This is a genomic window from Pseudomonas sp. BJP69 (genome assembly GCF_007633355.1).
GTDB classification, from domain to species: Bacteria; Pseudomonadota; Gammaproteobacteria; order Pseudomonadales; family Pseudomonadaceae; genus Aquipseudomonas; species Aquipseudomonas juntendi.
Genome location: NZ_CP041933.1, coordinates 2256942 through 2277765, shown reverse-complemented (window position 1 = coordinate 2277765; position 20824 = coordinate 2256942). Strand labels below are relative to the sequence as shown.

18 protein-coding genes and 1 pseudogene are annotated in these 20824 nt (G+C 62.3%); 11 read left to right on the top strand and 8 right to left on the bottom strand.

Going from position 1 to position 20824, the window contains the following annotated elements:
* Positions 1–15: 15 nt before the first annotated feature.
* Together FPB55_RS10470 and FPB55_RS10465 are read left to right on the top strand one after the other, a co-directional pair.
* Positions 16–1602 (top strand): ABC-F family ATPase, encoded by a 1587-nt coding sequence (locus FPB55_RS10470; RefSeq protein ID WP_029885780.1) that lies wholly within the window; start codon positions 16–18, stop codon positions 1600–1602.
* Between the two features lie 149 nt (positions 1603–1751).
* Positions 1752–2945 carry an MFS transporter gene (locus FPB55_RS10465; RefSeq protein ID WP_125854395.1) on the top strand — a complete coding sequence of 398 codons (1194 nt, stop codon included), beginning with the start codon at positions 1752–1754 and terminating at the stop codon, positions 2943–2945.
* Here the strand turns inward: FPB55_RS10465 and FPB55_RS10460 are convergent.
* Complete coding sequence (locus tag FPB55_RS10460; protein WP_115293959.1) at positions 2916–3953, bottom strand: dienelactone hydrolase; 1038 nt, start codon at positions 3951–3953, stop codon at positions 2916–2918. The genes FPB55_RS10465 and FPB55_RS10460 overlap by 30 nt on opposite strands.
* Before the next feature lie 201 nt (positions 3954–4154).
* On the opposite strand from FPB55_RS10460, the gene yghU reads away from it, so the two are divergent.
* The 6 genes from yghU to FPB55_RS10430 all read left to right on the top strand — a co-directional run bounded on the left by yghU (position 4155) and on the right by FPB55_RS10430 (position 11115).
* Positions 4155–4997, top strand: a complete 843-nt coding sequence (yghU, locus tag FPB55_RS10455; protein ID WP_125854396.1) for a glutathione-dependent disulfide-bond oxidoreductase — start codon at positions 4155–4157, stop codon at positions 4995–4997.
* 185 nt (positions 4998–5182) lie between these two features.
* Positions 5183–6886, top strand: coding sequence for an amidase (locus FPB55_RS10450; RefSeq protein ID WP_125854397.1), 1704 nt, complete (start codon positions 5183–5185; stop codon positions 6884–6886).
* Between the two features lie 87 nt (positions 6887–6973).
* On the top strand, positions 6974–7648 hold the full coding sequence (locus FPB55_RS10445) for a PAS domain-containing protein (RefSeq protein WP_125854398.1): 675 nt from the start codon (positions 6974–6976) through the stop codon (positions 7646–7648).
* On the top strand, positions 7645–8562 hold the full coding sequence (locus FPB55_RS10440) for a pyridoxal-phosphate dependent enzyme (protein ID WP_125854399.1): 918 nt from the start codon (positions 7645–7647) through the stop codon (positions 8560–8562). Before FPB55_RS10445 ends, FPB55_RS10440 begins: the two co-directional genes overlap by 4 nt.
* A 177-nt stretch (positions 8563–8739) precedes the next feature.
* Entirely contained in the window at positions 8740–9837 is a 1098-nt protein-coding gene (locus FPB55_RS10435; RefSeq protein ID WP_115293955.1) for a carboxynorspermidine decarboxylase, read from the top strand.
* A gap of 33 nt (positions 9838–9870) precedes the next feature.
* Positions 9871–11115: a saccharopine dehydrogenase family protein gene (locus tag FPB55_RS10430; RefSeq protein ID WP_125854400.1), complete on the top strand. Its 1245-nt coding sequence runs from the start codon at positions 9871–9873 to the stop codon at positions 11113–11115.
* A gap of 61 nt (positions 11116–11176) precedes the next feature.
* On the opposite strand, the gene FPB55_RS10425 is transcribed toward FPB55_RS10430, so the two are convergent.
* Positions 11177–12040 carry a type 1 glutamine amidotransferase domain-containing protein gene (locus FPB55_RS10425; RefSeq protein WP_125854401.1) on the bottom strand — a complete coding sequence of 288 codons (864 nt, stop codon included), beginning with the start codon at positions 12038–12040 and terminating at the stop codon, positions 11177–11179.
* Positions 12041–12192: 152 nt separating this feature from the next.
* Between FPB55_RS10425 and FPB55_RS10420 the strand changes: the two genes are divergently transcribed.
* The 3 genes from FPB55_RS10420 (at position 12193) to FPB55_RS10410 (ending at position 15255) form a co-directional block, all read left to right on the top strand.
* Positions 12193–13101: a LysR family transcriptional regulator gene (locus FPB55_RS10420; RefSeq protein WP_125854402.1), complete on the top strand. Its 909-nt coding sequence runs from the start codon at positions 12193–12195 to the stop codon at positions 13099–13101.
* A 100-nt stretch (positions 13102–13201) separates the two neighbouring features.
* Positions 13202–14422: a putative DNA modification/repair radical SAM protein gene (locus tag FPB55_RS10415; protein WP_009686599.1), complete on the top strand. Its 1221-nt coding sequence runs from the start codon at positions 13202–13204 to the stop codon at positions 14420–14422.
* Positions 14413–15255 (top strand): TIGR03915 family putative DNA repair protein, encoded by an 843-nt coding sequence (locus FPB55_RS10410; RefSeq protein ID WP_125854403.1) that lies wholly within the window; start codon positions 14413–14415, stop codon positions 15253–15255. Before FPB55_RS10415 ends, FPB55_RS10410 begins: the two co-directional genes overlap by 10 nt.
* 33 nt (positions 15256–15288) lie before the next feature.
* Here FPB55_RS10410 and FPB55_RS10405 read toward each other — a convergent pair whose 3' ends face one another.
* The 6 genes and pseudogenes from FPB55_RS10405 to tssI all read right to left on the bottom strand — a co-directional run bounded on the left by FPB55_RS10405 (position 15289) and on the right by tssI (position 20783).
* Positions 15289–15546, bottom strand: a complete 258-nt coding sequence (locus tag FPB55_RS10405; RefSeq protein WP_009686597.1) for a PAAR domain-containing protein — start codon at positions 15544–15546, stop codon at positions 15289–15291.
* Positions 15543–16355: a DUF6708 domain-containing protein gene (locus tag FPB55_RS10400; protein ID WP_336848073.1), complete on the bottom strand. Its 813-nt coding sequence runs from the start codon at positions 16353–16355 to the stop codon at positions 15543–15545. The genes FPB55_RS10405 and FPB55_RS10400 overlap by 4 nt, the downstream gene beginning before the upstream one ends.
* Positions 16356–16651: 296 nt before the next feature.
* Positions 16652–16894 (bottom strand): annotated as a pseudogene (locus tag FPB55_RS10395) (PAAR domain-containing protein); the annotation flags it as partial.
* On the bottom strand, positions 16891–17706 hold the full coding sequence (locus FPB55_RS26550; RefSeq protein ID WP_238706629.1) for a DUF6708 domain-containing protein: 816 nt from the start codon (positions 17704–17706) through the stop codon (positions 16891–16893). The pseudogene FPB55_RS10395 and the gene FPB55_RS26550, both read right to left, overlap by 4 nt.
* Before the next feature lie 153 nt (positions 17707–17859).
* Positions 17860–18711: a hypothetical protein gene (locus FPB55_RS26220; protein ID WP_177433783.1), complete on the bottom strand. Its 852-nt coding sequence runs from the start codon at positions 18709–18711 to the stop codon at positions 17860–17862.
* Positions 18711–20783, bottom strand: coding sequence for a type VI secretion system tip protein TssI/VgrG (tssI, locus tag FPB55_RS10380; protein ID WP_125854404.1), 2073 nt, complete (start codon positions 20781–20783; stop codon positions 18711–18713). Before tssI ends, FPB55_RS26220 begins: the two co-directional genes overlap by 1 nt.
* Positions 20784–20824: the final 41 nt, after the last annotated feature.

The window sequence follows — 20824 nt, the reverse complement described above, 5'->3', positions numbered from 1 at the left end:
TGATAGGTAAGCTCCTTGATCTCCACCGCCAACATCACCATGCAGTTCGGCTCCAAGCCGCTGTTCGAAAACGTTTCTGTCAAATTCAACAACGGCAACCGCTACGGCCTGATCGGCGCCAACGGCTGCGGCAAGTCGACTTTCATGAAGATCCTCGGCGGTGACCTGGAGCCTTCGGGTGGCCAGGTCATGCTCGAACCCAACACCCGCCTGGGCAAGCTGCGCCAGGACCAGTTCGCCTACGAGGAATTCACCGTCATCGACACGGTGATCATGGGCCACGGCCAGCTGTGGAAGGTCAAGGCTGAGCGCGACCGTATCTACTCGCTGCCGGAAATGTCCGAGGAAGACGGCATGGCCGTCGCCGAACTGGAAACCGAATTCGCCGAAATGGACGGCTACACCGCCGAGTCGCGCGCCGGCGAACTGCTGCTGGGCCTGGGTATTCCGCTTGAGCAGCACTTCGGCCCGATGAGCGAAGTGGCCCCTGGCTGGAAGCTGCGTGTGCTGCTGGCCCAGGCGCTGTTCTCGGACCCGGACGTGCTGCTGCTCGACGAACCGACCAACCACCTGGACATCAACACCATCCGCTGGCTCGAAACGGTCCTCACGGCGCGTAACAGCACCATGATCATCATTTCCCACGACCGCCACTTCCTCAACAGCGTGTGCACCCACATGGCTGACCTGGACTACGGCGAGCTGCGCCTGTTCCCGGGCAACTACGACGAGTACATGACGGCGGCCACCCAGTCGCGCGAGCAATTGCTGGCGGACAACGCCAAGAAAAAAGCCCAGATCGCCGAACTGCAGACCTTCGTCAGCCGCTTCTCGGCCAACGCTTCGAAAGCCAAGCAGGCCACTTCGCGCGCCAAGCAGATCGACAAGATCCAGCTGGCCGAGGTGAAACCGTCCAGCCGCGTCAGCCCGTTCATTCGCTTCGAGCAGACCAAAAAGCTGCACCGCCAGGCCGTGGTCGTCGAGAAAATGGCCAAAGCCTTCGATGACAAGGTGCTGTTCAAGAACTTCGACCTTACCGTGGAAGCGGGTGAGCGCGTGGCGATCATCGGCCCCAACGGTATCGGCAAGACCACCCTGCTGCGCACCTTGGTCGGCGAAATGACCCCGGATGCCGGTTCGGTGAAGTGGACCGACAGCGCCGAAGTCGGCTACTACGCGCAAGACCACGCCCACGACTTCGAAGACGACATGACCCTGTTCGACTGGATGGGCCAGTGGACATCCGGGGAGCAGGTGATCCGCGGCACCCTGGGGCGCATGCTGTTCTCCAACGACGAGATCCTCAAGTCGGTGAAGGTGATTTCCGGTGGTGAACAAGGCCGCATGCTGTTCGGCAAGCTGATCCTGCAAAAGCCCAACGTGCTGGTGATGGACGAACCGACCAACCACCTGGACATGGAGTCGATCGAAGCACTCAACCTGGCGCTGGAAAACTACCCAGGCACCCTGCTGTTCGTCAGCCACGACCGCGAATTCGTTTCGTCGCTGGCTACCCGCATCATCGAGCTCTCGGCCGATGGCGTGGTGGACTTCAGCGGTACCTACGACGACTACCTGCGTAGCCAGGGTGTGTTGGTCTGATTGAGCCGCAAGGCCTGGCTGCCTTGGGCGGCTGGGCCTTGCGCCACAGCGCGAGGCCTCTCGACGAAAAATTCGTTAGCCTGCTTTCATTTCCTTCGCGCAACGGCCATGATGGGTTCACGCCCAACCGCCCGCCCGCGAACGAGCCCATGACCGCGCAACAACCTGCTCCCCCCAGCGATAGCTTGCACATAACCCTGCAAATCCTGTCGATCGTCTTCTACACGTTCATTGCCTTCCTCTGCATCGGCCTGCCGATCGCTGTACTGCCCAGCCATGTGCACGATCAGCTGGGCTTCGGCGCCGTGATCGCGGGCGTGACCATCGCCTTGCAATACCTGGCCACCCTGCTCAGCCGGCCATTAGCCGGCAAGGTGGCCGATACCTTGGGCGGCAAGCGGGCAATACGCTATGGCCTGCTGGGTATCGCCGGCTGCGGTGTGCTGACCCTGCTGTCCGCCTGGGTGCTGAACCTGCCAACCCTCAGTCTGGGCCTACTGCTTGCCGGGCGCCTGCTGCTGGGCATAGCCCAGGGGTTGATCGGCGTGGCGACCCTGAGCTGGGGAATCAGCCAGGTCGGCCCTGAACACACCGCCCGGGTCATTTCATGGAACGGCATCGCCTCTTACGGTGCCATCGCCATCGGCGCGCCGGTGGGGGTGCTGGCCGTCGACGGGCTGGGCTTCAGCGTGCTGGGCCCGGCGCTGCTGGGGTTGGCAGCCATTGCCCTGCTGGTGCTGCGCAAACGCCCCGACGTGGCGGTGACGCGCGGCGAGCGCCTGCCCTTCTGGTCGGCGTTCGGCCGGGTGGCGCCGTGTGGTGTTGGCCTGACCCTGGCTTCCATCGGGTACGGCACCCTGACCACCTTTGTCACCCTGTATTATCTTGAGCGTGGCTGGGCCGGCGCAGCCTGGTGCCTGAGCGCGTTTGGCGTGTGCTTCATCATCTCCCGGCTGCTGTTCGTCAACGCCGTCAACCGCTTTGGTGGCTACAACGTCGCGGTCGCCTGCATGGCCACCGAAGTGCTCGGCCTTGGCCTGCTGTGGCTGGCGCCCTCACCACCGTGGGCGTTGCTGGGTGCCGGGCTGACCGGCTTTGGGCTGTCGCTGGTGTACCCGGCACTGGGCGTCGAAGCCATCAGGCAGGTACCCAGCAGCAGCCGGGGTGCCGGGCTGAGCGCCTACGCGGTGTTCTTCGACATGGCCCTGGCCCTCGCCGGGCCGGTAATGGGGGCGGTTGCCGCGCACCTGGGCTATGCCTCGATCTTCTGCGTGGCCGCCCTGCTGGCACTGGCCGGCGTTGGGCTGACGCAGCTACTGGCGCGGCGTGGCCGTGGCCGCTGAGCGCTCGGCCAATTGCGGCGCCCCCAGCGCCTCGCTGAAGAACGCTGCGGTTTCACGTTGCAGTGAGTGGTGGATATGCCGACGGTCAACGCCTTCGGCATCCTTGCACAGCACCGGCATGCGCTGGTATTGCTCGGCATCGCAACGGGCCATGAACACGAAATGCCCGGCACCGGCCAACAGCCGGTAATCCGGTGTGACTGGCAGCTTGCGGGCCAGCGCTGCGGCGTTGCGGTCCACGGCCACCAACTGGTCGCTGTCGCCGCTGTAGATCAGTGCCGGCACCTGCACCCCGGCCAGGGCATGCCGCCCGAACAGCAGGCTGAGCGGCGCCATCAACATCACCGCGCCGACACGCGGGTCGGCCTTGGGGCCAAGCTCACTGCGGTCGGCTATCAATATGCCGTGGGTCTTGCAGGCGTCGGCGTCGTTCGGGCGTTCCAGGCAGTACTGGCGCAAACGCTCCAGGTCCGGGTGCGCGCCAGACAAGATCAACGCCGTTTCACCACCCGCCGAGTAGCCGATCACACCCACCTTGCCGTCCGTCAGGTACGGGCCCACCACGCTGTCTGCGCGGGCCGCGGTGATCGCGGCGCTGAGCTGCAACGGCCGGCCATACAGATTGCTCAGGGTGCCCAGGCGGCTGTGGTCGCGGGTGTTGTCCCCGGGGTGGACCACCGCCACCACCACGAACCCTGCGCGCGCCAACGCCGTAGCCAGGTAATGCAACGCCAGCGGGCTACCGGTATTGCCGTGCGACAGCACCAACAGCGGGAAGCGCCCCATGGCGATTGGGGCCTCTTCGGCCACGTCGAGCGGGTAGCCATCGATGCGGCTACTGCGGGCCTGGCCCAGCGCTGGGTAGAACGCCAGCGCCTGCATGGGCCGGTTATCGACCGGGTCGGTCAAGGTCATGTGATGCAGGCCTGCTGCCCATTGCGCAGCCTCGGCATGGGCCAGCAGGCAGGCGCACAGCGCCAGCGTCAACACGCAACGGGGGAGAGTCATCGGCCAGCGGCTCCTTGCGTGGCAATGCGATAACCCAGCATAGGCCTGGCCCCGCAGGCGCCGCATGAAAACTGGATGAAACCGGCGTTATGCCAGGCCTGCACGCGCACCCTGCATTTGCACCTGGCGGCGAACCCGTGTCATAGATGACGGTCAACGGTTTTATCTGACCGCTTCAGCGCCCTTGAAGGAGTTTCATGCATGAGCAAATCTGCCTACGTGCCACCCAAGGTCTGGCGCCCTGACGCTGCATCCGGGGGCCAGTTCGCCAGCATCAACCGCCCCGTCGCCGGCCCTACCCATGACAAGGACCTGCCCAAGAGCAAGCAACCGCTGCAGCTGTATTCCCTGGCCACACCCAACGGCGTGAAGGTCACCATTGCCCTGGAAGAGCTGCTTGAACTCGGCCACGCTGGCGCGGAGTACGATGCCTGGCTGATCCGCATCGGCGAAGGCGACCAGTTTTCCAGCGGCTTCGTCAAGGTCAACCCCAACTCCAAGATCCCCGCGCTGCTCGACTGCAGCCAGGAACCACCGGTGCGTGTATTCGAGTCCGGCTCGATCCTGTTGTACCTGGCAGAAAAGTTCGGTGCCCTGCTGCCGACAGCGCCTGCTGCCCGCACCGAGTGCCTGAACTGGCTGTTCTGGCAGATGGGGGCGGCGCCGTACCTGGGTGGCGGCTTTGGTCATTTCTATGTGTACGCGCCGGAGAAGTTCGAGTACGCCATCAACCGCTTCACCATGGAAGCCAAGCGTCAGCTGGATGTGCTTGACCGGCGCCTGGCCGAAAGCCGCTACCTGGGCGGTGAGGCATACAGCATCGCCGATATTGCCGTATGGCCCTGGTACGGCCAGTTGGTACTGGGCAACCTGTACGGCGCAGCAGAGTTCCTGGCGGTGGACGAGTACCCGCATGTGCAGCGCTGGGCGCAGGAGATTGCCGCGCGCAAGGCAGTGCAACGCGGCACCCGGGTGAACCGCACCTGGGGCGACGAAGCCAGCCAGGTGCCTGAACGGCACTCGGCTGTAGATCTGGACAACTGATACAACGCACGCCGAAGGTGGCCCTGTGGCGACACAGGGCCGCCCCTGCCAATGCCTGCCGCGTGTTCGGGCATGACAATGCCCACCTGCACAAAACCGTTTGCCCCTGCGCAAACCTGCGTCCGCGTAGCCCTTCTTGTACACTCCCCGCAATAGCCCCCACCTGTACATTGTTTGGTGAACGCATGATCGAGGTAACCGAGGTTTCCATTGCCGAGCTGCGCGACGCGCTCGAATCGGGCCGCACGACGGCGGTCGAGCTGGTCAAGGCCTACCTGGCCCGCATTGATGCCTACGACGGCGCCGACACGGCCACCGCCCTGAACGCCGTAGTGGTGCGCAACCCGCAGGCGCTGCAGGAAGCCGAGGCCTCCGATGCCCGCCGCGCCAAAGGCCAGCTTCTGAGCCCGCTGGACGGCATTCCCTACACCGCCAAGGACAGCTACCTGGTCAAAGGCCTGACTGCGGCATCGGGCAGCCCGGCCTTCAAAGACCTGGTGGCCCAGCGCGACGCTTTCACCATCGAGCGCCTGCGCGCCGCCGGGGCCATATGCCTGGGCAAGACCAACATGCCGCCCATGGCCAACGGGGGCATGCAGCGCGGTGTGTATGGCCGCGCCGAAAGCCCGTACAACGCCCATTACCTGACCGCGCCGTTCGCCTCGGGCTCTTCCAACGGCGCCGGCACGGCTACCGCCGCCAGTTTCAGCGCCTTCGGCCTGGCCGAAGAAACCTGGTCCAGTGGCCGCGGCCCCGCCTCGAACAATGGCCTGTGCGCCTACACGCCCTCGCGTGGGGTGATTTCGGTGCGCGGCAACTGGCCGCTGACCCCGACCATGGATGTGGTGGTGCCCTATGCGCGCACCATGGCCGACCTGCTGGAGGTACTCGACGTGGTGGTCGCCGATGACCCCGACAAGCGTGGCGACCTGTGGCGCCTGCAGCCCTGGGTGCCCATCCCTGCGGCCTCGGCGGTGCGCCCGGCGTCGTACCTGGACCTGGCCGCCGATGCCGGCGCCCTCAAGGGCAAGCGCTTCGGCGTGCCGCGCATGTACATCAATGCCGACGACGCAGCCGGCACTTCGCAAAAGCCCGGTATCGGGGGCCCTACCGGCCAGCGCATCCACACCCGCGCGAGCGTTATCGCCCTGTGGCAACAGGCCCGTCAGGCCCTGGAAGCGGCCGGCGCGCAAGTGGTGGAAGTCGATTTCCCGCTGGTGTCCAACTGCGAAGGGGACCGCCCCGGCGCACCCACGGTGTACAACCGCGGCATCGTCAGCAAGGAATTCCTGCACGACGAGCTGTGGGAGCTGTCGGGCTGGGGCTTCGATGATTTCCTGCGCGCCAATGGCGACCCCAAGCTCAACCGCCTGGCGGATGTCGATGGGCATCAGATTTTCCCGCACGACCCGGGCACCCTGCCCAACCGCGAAGACGACCTTGCAGCCGGCATGGACGAATACGTCAACATGGCCAAGCGTGGCCTGAAGACCTGGGACCAGATCGAGACCCTGCCCGATGGGCTGCGCGGCCTGGAGCGGACCCGCAAGCTGGACCTGGAAGACTGGATGGACGCCCAAGGCCTGGACGCCGTGCTGTTCCCCACCGTGGCCGATGTCGGCCCGGCCGATGCCGACGTCAACCCGGTATCGGCGGACATCGCCTGGAGCAACGGCGTATGGGTGGCCAATGGCAACCTGGCGATCCGCCACCTTGGCGTACCGACCGTGACCGTACCGATGGGCGTCATGGCCGACATCGGTATGCCGGTGGGCCTGACCTTCGCCGGGCGGGCCTACAGCGACAATGCCCTGCTGACCTTTGCGGCCGCCTTTGAAGCGACCGGTTCGCGCCGCATTGTGCCGCCGCGCACCCCCGCCCTGGGTTAACCTCCCCACGGCAACGCCCTTCAGACAACCGTCGCCAAAATCAACGATTCGTGTAAATATACACAAATCGTTGATTTTTGCGACTCGTTGCCCATGACACCCACTGCCGAGCGCCAGCTCACCCTCACCGTGCTCAAGGCCGCCATCCAGGCCTTGGGCAGCGTTGCCGCGCGCAACATGGAAATCCTCCTGCACGACCTCGACCACCCCGAGCACTCGGTGGTGGCTATCGTCAATGGCCACCTTTCCGGTCGCAGCATCGGCAGCCCGATCCTTGCCGCCCCGGAACAGGACCAGGGTTTCAAGGCCCTGATGCAGGCCTCGGCCGACCAGCAGGGTTGTGAGCCGGTGGTGCTGCCCGACTACCCCACTACCCTCAAGGGCCGCACGCTGCGCAGCGCCACCGCGATATTCCGCGACAGCAGCGGGCACCCGTTTGCCAGCCTGTGTGTGAACAAAGATGTTACCGGCCTGGACGCGGCCATGCAGTTCCTCCAGCACTTCCAGCCCCTGGGCGCTACGCCGACCGCCACCGAGCCTGCCGACATGGCGCTGCTGATGAGCGAAATCATCCAGGGCGCACTGCAGCGCAACGGCCAAGGGCGAATGAACAAGCAGGCCAAGCTCGAAGCTGTGCGCGTGATGCAGGAGCGTGGCCTGTTCATCGTCAAGGGCGGCGTCGAGAAGGCCGCCAGCGCACTCGGCGTGACCCGCTACACCATCTACAACTACCTCGAACAACTGCGCGGAGCCAGCCTATGACCTTGCACATCCCTACGCCCCTGATCGAATCACGCCCGCTGTCGCTGGCTGCCGGGCGCAACATCTGGCTCAAGCTTGACGCCCTGCAGCCTTGTGGCTCGTTCAAGCTGCGCGGGGTGGGCCACGCCTGCGAGGTTCACTACGCGCGGGGTGCCAGGCACCTGGTGTCGTCCTCGGGGGGCAATGCCGGCCTGGCGGTGGCCTACGCCGGGCGCAAACTGGGGGTGCCGGTGACCGTGGTGGTGCCCGAGACCACCACCGAACGGGCCAAGGAACTGCTGCGCCTGGAAAATGCCAAGGTACTGGTACACGGCAGCTCGTGGCAGGAAGCCAACGAACTGGCACTGACCCTGGTAGGCGCTGGCGATGCCTTCATTCACCCCTTCGACGACCCGCTGCTGTGGGCCGGGCATGCCAGCCTGGTCGACGAAGTGGTTGCGACCGGCTTCAAGCCCGATGCGGTGGTGCTGTCGGTGGGGGGTGGCGGGCTGCTCAGCGGCGTGGTCGAGGGGCTGCAACGCAATGGCTGGGCGGACGTGCCGGTGCTGGCCGTGGAGACGACCGGCGCTGCCTCGCTGCACGCGGCCATGCAAGCCGGGCACACCGTGGCGTTGCCGCGCATTGCCTCGATCGCCGGCTCGCTGGGTGCCAAGCGGGTGGCCGAACAGGCGCTGGCCTGTACGCGTCGGCAACCGGTACACAGCCACCTGGTCAGCGACCGTGCCGCGCTGCAGGCTTGCGAACGCTTTCTGCAAGACCATCGGCTACTGGTGGAGCCCGCCTGTGGCGCCGCGTTGGCGCTGGCCTACGACGCCAGCGCCATGGCGCGTTACCCGAACGTGCTGGTGGTGGTATGCGGGGGTGCTACCGCCACTTTGGAACAGATACAGGCGTGGCTGCGACAGGTCGACTGATACGGGCTGTCATATGTCTGTTTCCTTTGCCGTGTATCACTGAACCCGACACTGCCGGCGACTCTGCCCGGCAGTGGCAGCCACGCAAAGGAAAAATGCCCTGCGCCCTTTCGATCTGCGGCAAGGGAAGGCACAATGCGTGTCCTTTTTTTGGCCGGCCTGGCCGGGGGCCTTTAAATGATCAAGACGCCGTACTACCTCATCGATAAAACCAAGCTGCTCAGCAACATGGAGAAGATCGCCTACGTGCGCGAACACTCCGGTGCCAAGGCACTGCTCGCCCTCAAGTGCTTTGCCACCTGGTCGGTATTCGACCTGATGCAGCAGTACATGGACGGCACCACCTCGTCTTCCCTGTTCGAGCTCAAGCTCGGCCGCCAGAAGTTTGCCGGCGAGACCCACGCCTACAGCGTGGCCTGGGCCGACGACGAGGTCGAGGAAATGCTCGAGAACTGCGACAAGATCATCTTCAACTCGATCGGCCAGCTGCAACGCTTTGCCGACCAGTCCGAAGGCAAGGTGCGTGGCCTGCGCGTCAACCCGCAGGTCAGCAGCTCCGACTACCTGCTGGCCGACCCGGCCCGGCCGTTCAGCCGCCTGGGCGAATGGGACCCGGCCAAGATCGAGCAGGTGATCGGCCAGATCTCTGGCTTCATGTTCCACAACAACTGCGAGAACGGTGACTTCGGCCTGTTCGACAAGATGCTCACGCACATCGAAGAGCGCTTCGGCCACCTGCTGCACCAGGTCGAGTGGGTCAGCCTGGGTGGCGGCATCCACTTCACCGGTGAAGACTACGCAGTAGACGCTTTCTGCGCGCGCCTCAAGGCCTTCGCGCAAACCTACGGGGTGCAGGTGTACCTGGAGCCTGGCGAAGCCGCCATCACCAACAGCGCCTCGCTGGAGGTGACCGTGCTCGACACCTTGTACAACGGCAAGCACCTGGCCGTGGTCGACAGCTCGATCGAAGCGCACCTGCTCGACCTGCTGATCTACCGCCTGAACGCCAAGATGGCCCCCAACAACGGCGAGCACACCTACATGGTCTGCGGCAAATCGTGCCTGGCCGGTGACATCTTCGGTGAGTACCAGTTCGACCGCCCATTGGCCATTGGCGATCGCCTGTCGTTCGTAGACACGGCCGGTTACACCATGGTCAAGAAAAACTGGTTCAACGGTTTGAAAATGCCGTCCATCGCGGTCAAGCAACTCGACGGCAGCGTCGAGGTCGTCCGTGAGTTCGGTTTTGAAGACTACGTTTCCAGCCTGTCGTAAGGCAGGCTTCCCAAGTAAGGAGCAACAGGTAAATTGAAGAAGAACGTTCTTATCATTGGTGCAGGAGGTGTCGCCAAGGTGGTGGCCCACAAGTGCGCGCAGCATAACGACGAACTGGGTCGTATCGCTATCGCGTCACGGAACATCTCCAAATGCCAGGCCATCATCGACAGCGTCAAGGCCAAGGGTAGCCTCAAGGTTCCCGCCGACATCCAGGCCTTCTCGCTCAATGCCCTCGATGTCGAGGCCACCAAGGCGCTGATCCGCGAGACCGAGTCGCAGATCGTGATCAACGTCGGTTCCGCCTTCCTCAACATGTCGGTGCTGCGTGCCTGCATCGATACCGGTGTCGCCTACCTGGACACCGCCATCCACGAAGAGCCGGGCAAGATCTGCGAGACCCCGCCGTGGTACGGCAACTACGAGTGGAAACACCTCGAAGAGTGCCAACAAAAGAACATTACCGCCATTCTCGGGGTCGGCTTTGACCCGGGTGTGGTCAACAGCTACGCAAAACTTGCGCAGCAACAGTATTTCGACAGCATTGATTCGATCGACATTCTCGACGTCAATGCCGGCTCGCATGGCAAGTACTTCGCCACCAACTTCGACCCGGAAATCAACTTCCGCGAGTTCACCGGGCAAGTGTGGAGCTGGCAGAACAGCCAGTGGACCAGCAACACCATGTTCGAAGTCAAGCGTACCGACGACCTGCCGGTGGTTGGCTCGCAAAACCTGTACCTCACGGGCCATGACGAAGTTCACTCGATTTCGAAGAACCTCAACGTGCCGAACGTGCGCTTCTGGATGAGCTTCGGCGAGCACTACATCAATGTGTTCACGGTGCTGAAAAACCTTGGGCTGCTCAGCGAGCAACCGGTGAAAACGGCCGAAGGCCTGGAAGTGGTGCCGCTGAAAGTGGTCAAGGCCGTGCTGCCAGACCCGGCCTCGCTGGCCCCGGGCTACACCGGCAAGACCTGCATCGGCGACCTGGTCAAAGGCACCAAGAACGGTCAACCGCGCGAAGTGTTCATCTACAACGTGGCCGACCACGAAGAGGCCTATGCCGAAACCGACAGCCAGGGCATCTCCTACACCGCAGGCGTACCGCCAGTGGCTGCGGCCCTGCTGGTTGCCCGTGGCGAGTGGGATGCCAAACGCATGGTCAACGTCGAGGAGCTGCCAGCCGAGCCGTTCCTCAAGGCGCTGGACGTGATGGGCCTGCCGACCCGCGTCAAGGATGAAAAAGGTGATCGTCCTTGGGACCCTGAAGCCTAAGCAGTAAACAAGAAGGGGCGCCACTGTGGCGCCCCTTCTGCTTGGGCTGGCCGCTTGCGCTTCAGTTGGCCTCGGCCGTGAGCTTCGCGCGCTCACCGAGTTTTTTCAGCAATGCCTTGGCCAGGGCCTTGTCCGAGAACGGGTTCTGCCCGGTAATCAACTCGCGATCCACCACCACATTCGGTTGCCAGGGCTTGGCATAACCCATGTCGCCGCCGGCCATCGCCATCGCGTTCGCCGGGTAGAACAACAAGCGCTGGTCGTTGAGCGAACGCTCGAACACCTGCTCCTCCGGGTCAGAGAAGATGGTCATCTTGTAGCCCTGGTACACCCAGTCTTTGGCTGCCGCCGGCTCCCCACGCGCCAGCGCGGCCTGGTAACCGACCGGGTCCTGCTGCGCCGACAGCAAAGCGATCGGGCCGTGGCAGATAGCCGCTGTGGGTTTGCCTGCCTGGTGGAAATGCCGCAACAAGGTGCCGACATCCGGGTTATTGGCCAAGTCGATCAAAGGCGCGTGGCCGCCGGGGATGAACAGCCCGGCATAGCGGTCGAGGTCGCCAGCCAGCACTTCTTTCACCGACAGGGTATCGTCGATGTCTGGCAGGCCCTGCACCACCTTTTCAATCCGGCGCATCTCTGTGGCATCACCGGCGAAATACTGTGGGTCGACGGAGCGCGGATCCACGCGCGGGGCATTACCCTTGGGTGTCACCAGCACCAGGCGGTAGCCAGCCTTGAGCAATTGGTCGGCGGGCACACCGAACTCATTGAGATAATAGCCGGTGGCGTAGTGTTCGCCGTTCTGCAACGGCAGCTGGTGTTCGCTGGACAGCAGCACCAGTACTTCGCCTTTGGGCGCCGATTGGGCACCACCGGCAAGCAACGCGCCGGTGACTGCCAGCGCCAGTGTGGTCAGCTTCTTCATGCGTCAACTCCTGATCAGGCAAGCGCCTGCAATACCAAAGTGGCGGAGCGCAAGGTGTAATTGGCAGCTCCGGGTCAGTCATCACTGGGGGAATCCTACCGCTACGGCTATGATTCGATAATTCTAAAGTGATCATGGCTGCCATTCGGAATATGAATATCGCCAATAAGGACTTGAACCTGCTCTATCTGTTCCATGTGCTTTACCAGGAGCGCAGCGCCACGCTCGCCGCCCAACGTATGGCGCTCAGCCAGCCCGCACTCAGCCACAAGCTCGGCAAATTGCGAGACCAGCTTGGCGACCCCCTGTTCGTGCGTGCGCCCAGAGGGCTTACCCCCACACCGCGGGCGCATGAGCTGGCGCCTGAGGTAGAACGCCTGGTAGCGGGCCTGGAAGGCTTCTATGAACGCTGCGAGGGGCAAGACTTTCTCGCCCGCCCTGCCCGCGTACACCTGTACAGCACCGATTATGTGGAGCAGACACTGCTGCCCAGGCTGTTACCGGTACTGCGCAGCCAAGCGCCCAACCTGACGCTGGTTACACACAACACCCGGGGCGCGTTACCCCGAGAAGCGCTGGAAAAAGGCACCTGTGACCTGGCTGTCGCCGGCTTCTACACCGACCTGCCCGACTCCTTCCACCAGCAGCGGCTGCTCAGGGAGCAGTTCGTAGTGCTTGCCTCGCGCAGCCATCCAGGCCTGGATAGCGGCCTGGACCTGGACACCTTTCTGGCCAGTGACCATCTGCTCACCACCCTGACCGGTGACCTTGATGGGCTGGTTGATCGCGCCCTGCACAGCCAGGGCAAGCAACGCCGGGTGGTGGCTGGCCTGTCCAGCTTCATCGCACCCATGCGCTTGCTGCGGGGTACCGACCTGCTTTTGACCTGCCTGCGCTCGCTGGCCCTCGAAGCTACCGACCGTGACGAGGACCTGCGCATGTTCCCGCTACCGCTGGAGCTGCCGCCGGTGGAGGTGATGCAGATCTGGCATGCGCGTACCCATGCCGACCCCTTGCGGCGCTGGCTTCGCCAGCAGCTGTGGGCCGTGGCCCAGCAATAGGGATGTTTCTGACGAATGTAGTCGGGTATGGCGCACAACCTCTTGCAATCCGTAAGATCTCAAAATACTGTATGAATATTCAGTACAGCGAGACGCCCTCATGCAACTCATCGCCAAACTCGGTATTCTGGCCGACGCTGCCAAGTACGACGCTTCCTGCGCCAGCAGCGGCGCGCCCAAGCGCAATTCGCGCGGTGGCGATGGCCTGGGTGCTACCAATGGCATGGGTATTTGTCACAGCTATACGCCCGACGGCCGCTGCGTGTCGCTGCTGAAGGTGCTGCTGACCAATTTTTGCCTGTACGACTGCCAGTACTGTGTCAACCGCCGCTCCAGCAACGTGCCTCGGGCACGTTTCAGCCCGGAAGAGGTGGTGCGCCTGACCTTGGATTTCTATCGGCGCAACTGCATCAGCGGCCTGTTCCTCAGCTCTGGCATCATCCGTTCGGCGGACTACACCATGGAGCAGCTGATTCGCGTGGCCCGGCTGTTGCGCGAGGAACACAACTTCCGCGGCTACATCCACCTGAAGACCATCCCCGACGCCGACCCGCTGCTGATCGAAGAAGCCGGGCGCCTGGCTGACCGGCTCAGCGTCAACATCGAACTGCCGACCGACGACAGCCTCAAGCGCCTGGCGCCTGAAAAGCAGGCACACACCATTCGCCAGGCCATGGGCGTCATTCACCAGGGGCAGCAAGCCGTAGCCAATGAACCCAGGGCACCGCGCTTTACCCCGGCGGGGCAAAGTACCCAGGTCATCGTCGGTGCCGACAGCACCGATGACAGCACCTTGTTGCGCAATGCCGAATCGCTTTACCAGGGTTACGGCCTCAAGCGGGTGTACTACTCCGCGTTCAGCCCGATCCCCGACAGCCCAGGCAGCGTGCCATTGGCCGCCCCCCCACTGTTGCGCGAGCACCGCTTGTACCAGGCTGACTTCCTGCTCCGGGGCTACGGCTACAAGGCGGGTGAGCTGCTGGGTCAGCACGGTAACCTGGCACTGGACATCGACCCCAAGCTGGCCTGGGCGCTGGCCAACCGCGAGGTATTCCCCTTGGACGTGAACCGCGCCGAGCCGGCACTGCTGGCACGCATCCCCGGCATAGGCCTGCGCAGCGTGCAGCGCCTGGTGGCCTTGCGCCGGGAACGGCGTATCCGCTATGACGACCTGATTCAGCTGCGCTGCGTGCTGGACAAGGCGCGCCCGTTCATCGTCACCAGCGATTACCGCCCGGCACAGGCCGAACTGCGTAGCGGCTTGCTGCGTGCACGCCTGCGCGAACCGCAGGCACCGGTGCAAATGGGGTTGTGGGGGTGATTGCGCTCGACTGCGACGACCTGTTCGCCACATGGCGTGAACAGGCGCGGGTGTTACTGGGGCATGGCATCGACCCTTCGGAAATCACCTGGAACCAGGGTCCCATGGCGGATTTGCTGGCTGTACCCTCAGCGCTGCCTGCCGGCCCTGGCCCCTTCCGGGCCAAAGTCCCGGCCCAGTTGTTGGGGCAGTTGGAACTGGCCTCTCGCTACCGTGGCGAGCAACGCTGGAACCTGCTGTACGAAGTGCTGTGGCGTGTCGCCCACGGCGACCGCACCGCAATGCTGGCGGGGGACCGCCTGGGCAGTGAATTGCAACGGCGTATCAAGCAGGTAACGCGCGAAGCCCATCATTTGCATGCTTTTGTACGCTTCGTGCCGCTGCCCGAAGCGGTGGCTGGGCAGTTGCAACTGGACCTGGTGGCGTATCACGAGCCGGCACATGATGTTCTGCAGAGCGCCAGTGCACACTTCGCCGACCGCCTGGGCAAGTTGCGCTGGCTGATCGCTACGCCTCAGGATGGCATTCGCTTCGACGGTGCCGGGTTCAACTATCAACGGCGCTGCCCGGCGCAATGGCGGCAGTGGGCGCGCAGTGCCGAGGACCCGGGGGCCGATCTATGGCGTACCTATTACCGCCATACGTTCAACCCTGCCCGCCTCAACCCTGATGCCCTGCGCCTGCACATGCCGGGGCGGTTCTGGCGGCACTTGCCGGAAGGCATGCTGATACCCCAGCTCGAGGGCCTGGCACGCCAAGGCAAGCAGCGGGACGGCCAGGCGCTGGAAGTGGCTGCGCAGGCCGGCAAAAAGATCAGCAAGGCTGGGCGGTGATGCACGCCAGCCATGCCGTGCGCGCAAATCGCCTCACTCCAGCAACCAGCCTGCATCGCCTTCATCCAGCACGCCGCCATGATCAGTCCTGTCCCCCTTGCGCGCGACAGCAGCCCCCTCGATCAGGAAGTGCTCGGCCCCGCTTTCGATTACCGCACCGCAGGTAGTCCGGTCCCCCACCCTGGCCACTGCGCTGCCGTTGAATGTATACCCAGCACTCCCGCTCTCGACCTGGTTAGCGCCATGCAATGGGCAGAGATGTCGATGACCGACAAGCACAACAGGTTTCATCGCGCTTCGCCTGCGTGCGGTGCGGTACGTGATTCGCGATCAATCGCCACTGGCCAGTAAACCTTCGGCGCCAGGCAGTGCATGTGGCTCAGACCATCATCATCATTCCAGTCGCGCGCGGGGTGTACGAACTTCGGGAGGGCCTCGGGGCCTTGCTGCATGAACAGTCTGGCGATGGCCCAGTAGGCTTCGCCGTGGTAGAGGTCGTGGCTGAAAAACACGCGGTCAATGACTTCGTTGGTTTCGGGGTTACGGACCGATAGCATGACGTTTTCGATCAGACCGCCATGGCCGGGGGCGTAGATTCGGTAAACCTCGGCGGTAACGTCATCCCAGTTGTAGGCAACAGGTTTCACGCCCCAATGCTTTCGGCTGAAAACAAAGAATCGATTGAACCTGTATTGGTAAAGATAAATTCTTCGACGCAGCCTATTGAAACGAATGGGCTCGTCTCTTGGAAGCACAAAATCAAGCTTGATGTAGGGCGATAGCACCCACGCCACGAGTAGCGGCGCAAGCAAGATAACAATATTCGTTATCCAGTCCCCCTGCCAATTATCGAAAACCAGCCAATACGTGAACAACGTCATCCCACCACCCGCAATAAGAGCGGCAGAGCCTATCAGCGCACCTAGCCCCCGCGGACGAATAGTAGCCCTTGGCAACTCTAAATAAACATCATCATAACAATTAGGCGGGGGGTTAATTTTTTGTGGCTCATGTTTGAACGTTGGCCTTTCTTCGATACCGGGTAAATCATGACTCCAACCCAATTGTCGATATGCTAATGGTCTGTGCTTGACGCTCATGCATTCTCCACCTGCACCCGACTTTCGAGGCGTGCGCTTGAAATATTTTTATCGGGCCAATACGCAACCGTCAGTGTGGCCGATTTAATGGTGTGCGCACCAGCGGTCGGCATTAGCGCTATCACACCAGTCAATTCTAATGACGGCGCGCTCTCTGGATGCGTATGCACACTTTTCATCAATGAAACATCGGGGCGATAGTCAGGAAAGCGTGGAGCGGCGAAATTTGAAAACTTGTTTGTTTGGGTGAGAAACCCCGGACAATCAGAATTATGGCTGCCGGATGCCAGAAACCGGCCTGCATCGCCTTCATCCAGCACGCCGCCATGATCAGCCCTATCCCCCTTGCACGCGACAGCAGCCCCCTCGATCAGGAAGTGCTCGGCCCCACTTTCGATTACCGCACCGCAGGTAGTCCGGTCCCCCACCCTGGCCACTGCGCTGCCGTTGAATGTATACCCAGCACTCCCGCTCTCGACCTGGTTAGCGCCATGCAATGGGCAGAGATGTCGATGACCGACAACCAAAATACATTTCATCGCGCTTCGCCTCCGTGCGGTGCGGTACGTGATTCGCGATCAATCGCCACTGGCCAGTAAACCTTCGGCGCCAGGCAGTGCATGTGGCTCAGGCCATCATCATCATTCCAGTCGCGCGCGGGATGTACGAACTTCGGGAGGGCCTCGGGGCCTTGCTGCATGAACAGTCTGGCGATGGCCCAGTAGGCTTCGCCGTGGTAGAGGTCGTGGCTGAAAAACACGCGGTCAATGACTTCGTTGGTTTCCGGGTTACGGACCGACAGCATGACGTTTTCGATCAGACCGCCATGGCCGGGGGCGTAGATTCGGTAAACCTCGGCGGTAACGTCATCCCAGTTGTAGGCAACGGGTTTCACGCCCCAATGTCTGGGGCTGAATAAATACATGTAATGAAATCTGAATTGATAGAGGTAGATTTTTCGGCGTAACCGATTGAAGCGAATGGGCTCGTCTCTTGGAACAGCCAGATCCAACTTGATAAAGCAAAGGATCACCCACAGCGGTAGCACAGGAAATATCACAGTCAAGACATTGGTGACCCAATCATGGGTAAACCCTTCAACCAGCAACCCCCAATACAACCATAGCGCCACGCCTAAGCAGAGCAGCATCGATGGCACACCCAATAATGCTACAACGCCTCGCAAGCTGACTGACTGCCTTGGCAACTCCAGATAGATCGCATCGTAATAGTTGGGTGGAGGTTTGATCCTGTCCAGACACCCACTGACCTTGGGCTCTTCTCCAACATGAGGGAGATCATACCTCCAACCCAATTGCCGATATGCTAATGGTCTATGCTTGACGCTCATGCATTCTCCGCCTGCACCCGACTTTCGAGGCGTGCGCTTGAAATATTTTTATCTGGCCAATACGCAACCGTCAGTGTGGCCGATTTAAGGGTGTACGCACCAGCGGTCGGCATTAGCGCTATCACACCAGTCAATTCTAATGACGGCGAGCATTTAGGATGCATATGCACATTTTTCATCAATGAAATGTCGGGGGCGATAGTCCGGAAAACGTGGAGCGGCGAAATTTGAAAACTTGTTTGCTCGGGTGAGAAGCTCCGGAAAATAAGAATTATAGCTGCCGGATGCTACAAATTCTCCACTGTGGCAGTCAGGAAATTCACCATCACCTGCGCGACACACTAGTAACGCCCAATCATAACCTGAATTGACTTCGTCATACCTGGGCAACCTAATTTGAAACTTGATTTTTTGCTCAACAATCAAGCCGGCCAACCCACCGACTTTGCGCATTGCGATATCGCTGACCAAAACCGAGTCAAAATTCAGTCCAATTTGAAGCCCAAGAGTTTCAGCATTAAGCTCCGCTATGGCTATATCTGCCCACTCGACCGAATCCCAACGAACGTTAGGAACTTCGCTACCCTCGCCAAACAAGCTTCGACTGACCCATACCTCAAGAGGGTTATCGTGTAACCGGCACAAGCAACTGAGGTGAGCTGCGATGTCGGCCGCTGGCTGTTCACTGAACACCCAGCCGCATACGTAGCGCCTTGGCTGAAACAACCCACGCACGGCTGCCCGGGCGGTCAATTCCAATATTGCGCGGCTGGGCAGCGCACCGGGCACAGCCAGGCATACCAGTACAGGATGCAGGTGCGGCACATGCGCCAGGTCGGGCCTGGGTACATGCATCAAAGCGCTCGCCCCCAATGCCTCGCGAAGCTGGGCGAGCAAGGCTGGATCGACTTTGTCCTCGGGCGCGAGGGGGTCGACCAACACATAGCTGTACAGGGTGGGCGCATGCTGCTGTTCGATCACGTGGGCCAGTTCATCAGCCGTCATCAGAGCTTTCCCTCACAGGTGCTGGCAGCGTTCGGCGTCAATGTCAGCGACGTAGCGCTGCCTGCCCCCTGCGCAGTCGCCTGGGTTTGCCCCATCAGGTTCAGTATCTGGCCATTGAGGGTGATACCGCGCCGGTCCAGCACGATGCAGCCACCTGGGGTTTTCAACTCTATGCGCTCACTGGCATGCAGCTGATACACCGTAGTGCGCTGCTGCATGCCGTTGCCGACTTCGACCCGTTGAGCACCTTTGACCACCAAGGCGCTGTCCTTGCCGACGAGAACCTGCTGACAGCCCAGGGTCGCTTCACTGCGGTTGTTACCGACCTGGTGCGTCAGGTCATGCTTGATCTCGATCTGGCAGTTCTGCCCGATGAACTGGTTGTGGTTGCCCCCGGTTTCCTGGCGATAGTGGTTACCGATGCTAAGTTGCTGATCATTGCCCACCTGCTCCAGCCGATTGCGCCCGACACGCGTGGTTTCGTCGTTGCCGACCACCTTGTTGTAGTCGCGCTGGGCATGAATGAACACCTCCTCCCTGCCCAGTTCATCCTCGAAGCGCAGCTCATTGAAGCCATTGCCCTTGTGGGTCTGGCTCTTGATGGTCATGCGGGTTTTGTGCTCCGGCAGGTCATACGGCGGAAGCTGATCACCGCAGTAGGTACGCCCGATGATCAGCGGCTGGTCGGGGTCGGCATTGACGTACTGGATGATCACGTCCTGGCCAATACGCGGGATGGCCATCGAGCCCCAACTGCCGCCTGCCCAGCTTTGCGAAACCCGGACCCAGCAAGAGCTGAATTCATTGCCCTTGCTCTCCCGATCCCAGGGAAAACTGACCTTGACCCGGCCCCACTCGTCACAGTAGATCTCTTCGCCGGGCGGGCCGACCACGGTGGCCATGTGCGGGCCATCGATACGGGGTTTGGCCAGGGGTGCCGGGCGCCATTCGCGAGTGCCCGGCACCAGCATGGCACGCTGCACGTAGCGGGTGCCCTGGTCGGCGCTGCCTGCCTCTTCCTGCAGGCTGGTGAACTGCACGCCTTCATGGTGCACGCGGATCGGCCGCCAATGCACGTTCAGGTCTGCGCGCGGGTGCCCGACAAGCGTGAAACTCAGCCCTGGTTGCAGGCGCACATCATCGCCCTGCACCTCGGCAACGCGCGCGTCGTGGCGCAGCGCCGCGAGGCGCGTGGCCGTGAACGGTACGCCGACCGCGTCCCGCTTGTAGCGCCCAGGGTAGTCGAAACGCTCGTAGGCCAGCGTTTGATGGGGGATGCTGCTGTCAGCGGCCCGATGCTCCTGGCGGTAGCGCGGGTGGGTGAAGGTGTAGTCCCGCTGCACCTGCCGGGTGCTGCGGACCTGCTCGCTGTAACGCAGGCGCCGCAGGCACGGCACGGCCTGATCACCACCGCTGTTGGCGTGATACAGCACGTGGTCGGGGTCGATATCACCCTCATCTACCGCTTGCGGGTCATCGGCCCGGACCGCGCCGCGGCTGATAGTGCCAAACGCCAGCAGCCGATCGGTAATGACCAGGCGGTGCTGTTGTGGCGTGTGCTCGAAGCGGTAGACAAAGCCTTCTTCGGCTGCCAGCCGGGCGATGAAGTCGAGGTCGGTTTCACCGGCCTGAACGCAGAATTCGCGGACCTGATGCTCGCCGAGGCTCTTGATTTCGAAGCGGTTGATGCCCTGGCGCTGCAACATCAGTTCAATAATCTGCGGCACAGTCTTGTGCTGGAAGATGCGCCAGTTCGAACGCAGCCTGGCGCGGGCCAGTTGCGGCTCGACCAACGCGTGGTAGTAGGTACGAAACCTGCCGGTCTCGCCTTGGCTGAAACTGCTGACCAGGCCGTGCACATGGCGCAGCGGCTGCTCGCCACGCCAGACCGTGAACAGCCCGGGCTTGTCGAGCAGCAGGCCGAAGTCGACATCCGCGTCGAAACTGATCAGTTCCAGGTGCAGTTGGAACGGCGCGCTGATGGCCTCTTCGAGTTCGAATGAAACCACTTCGAACTCAACCCGGCCGGCCAAGGCCTCGAAGCTGAACCGCAGATCGGACTGGCTAGGCATGCGGACTCCCGACTACCACCTTGAGACAAGGCTGTCGAGCG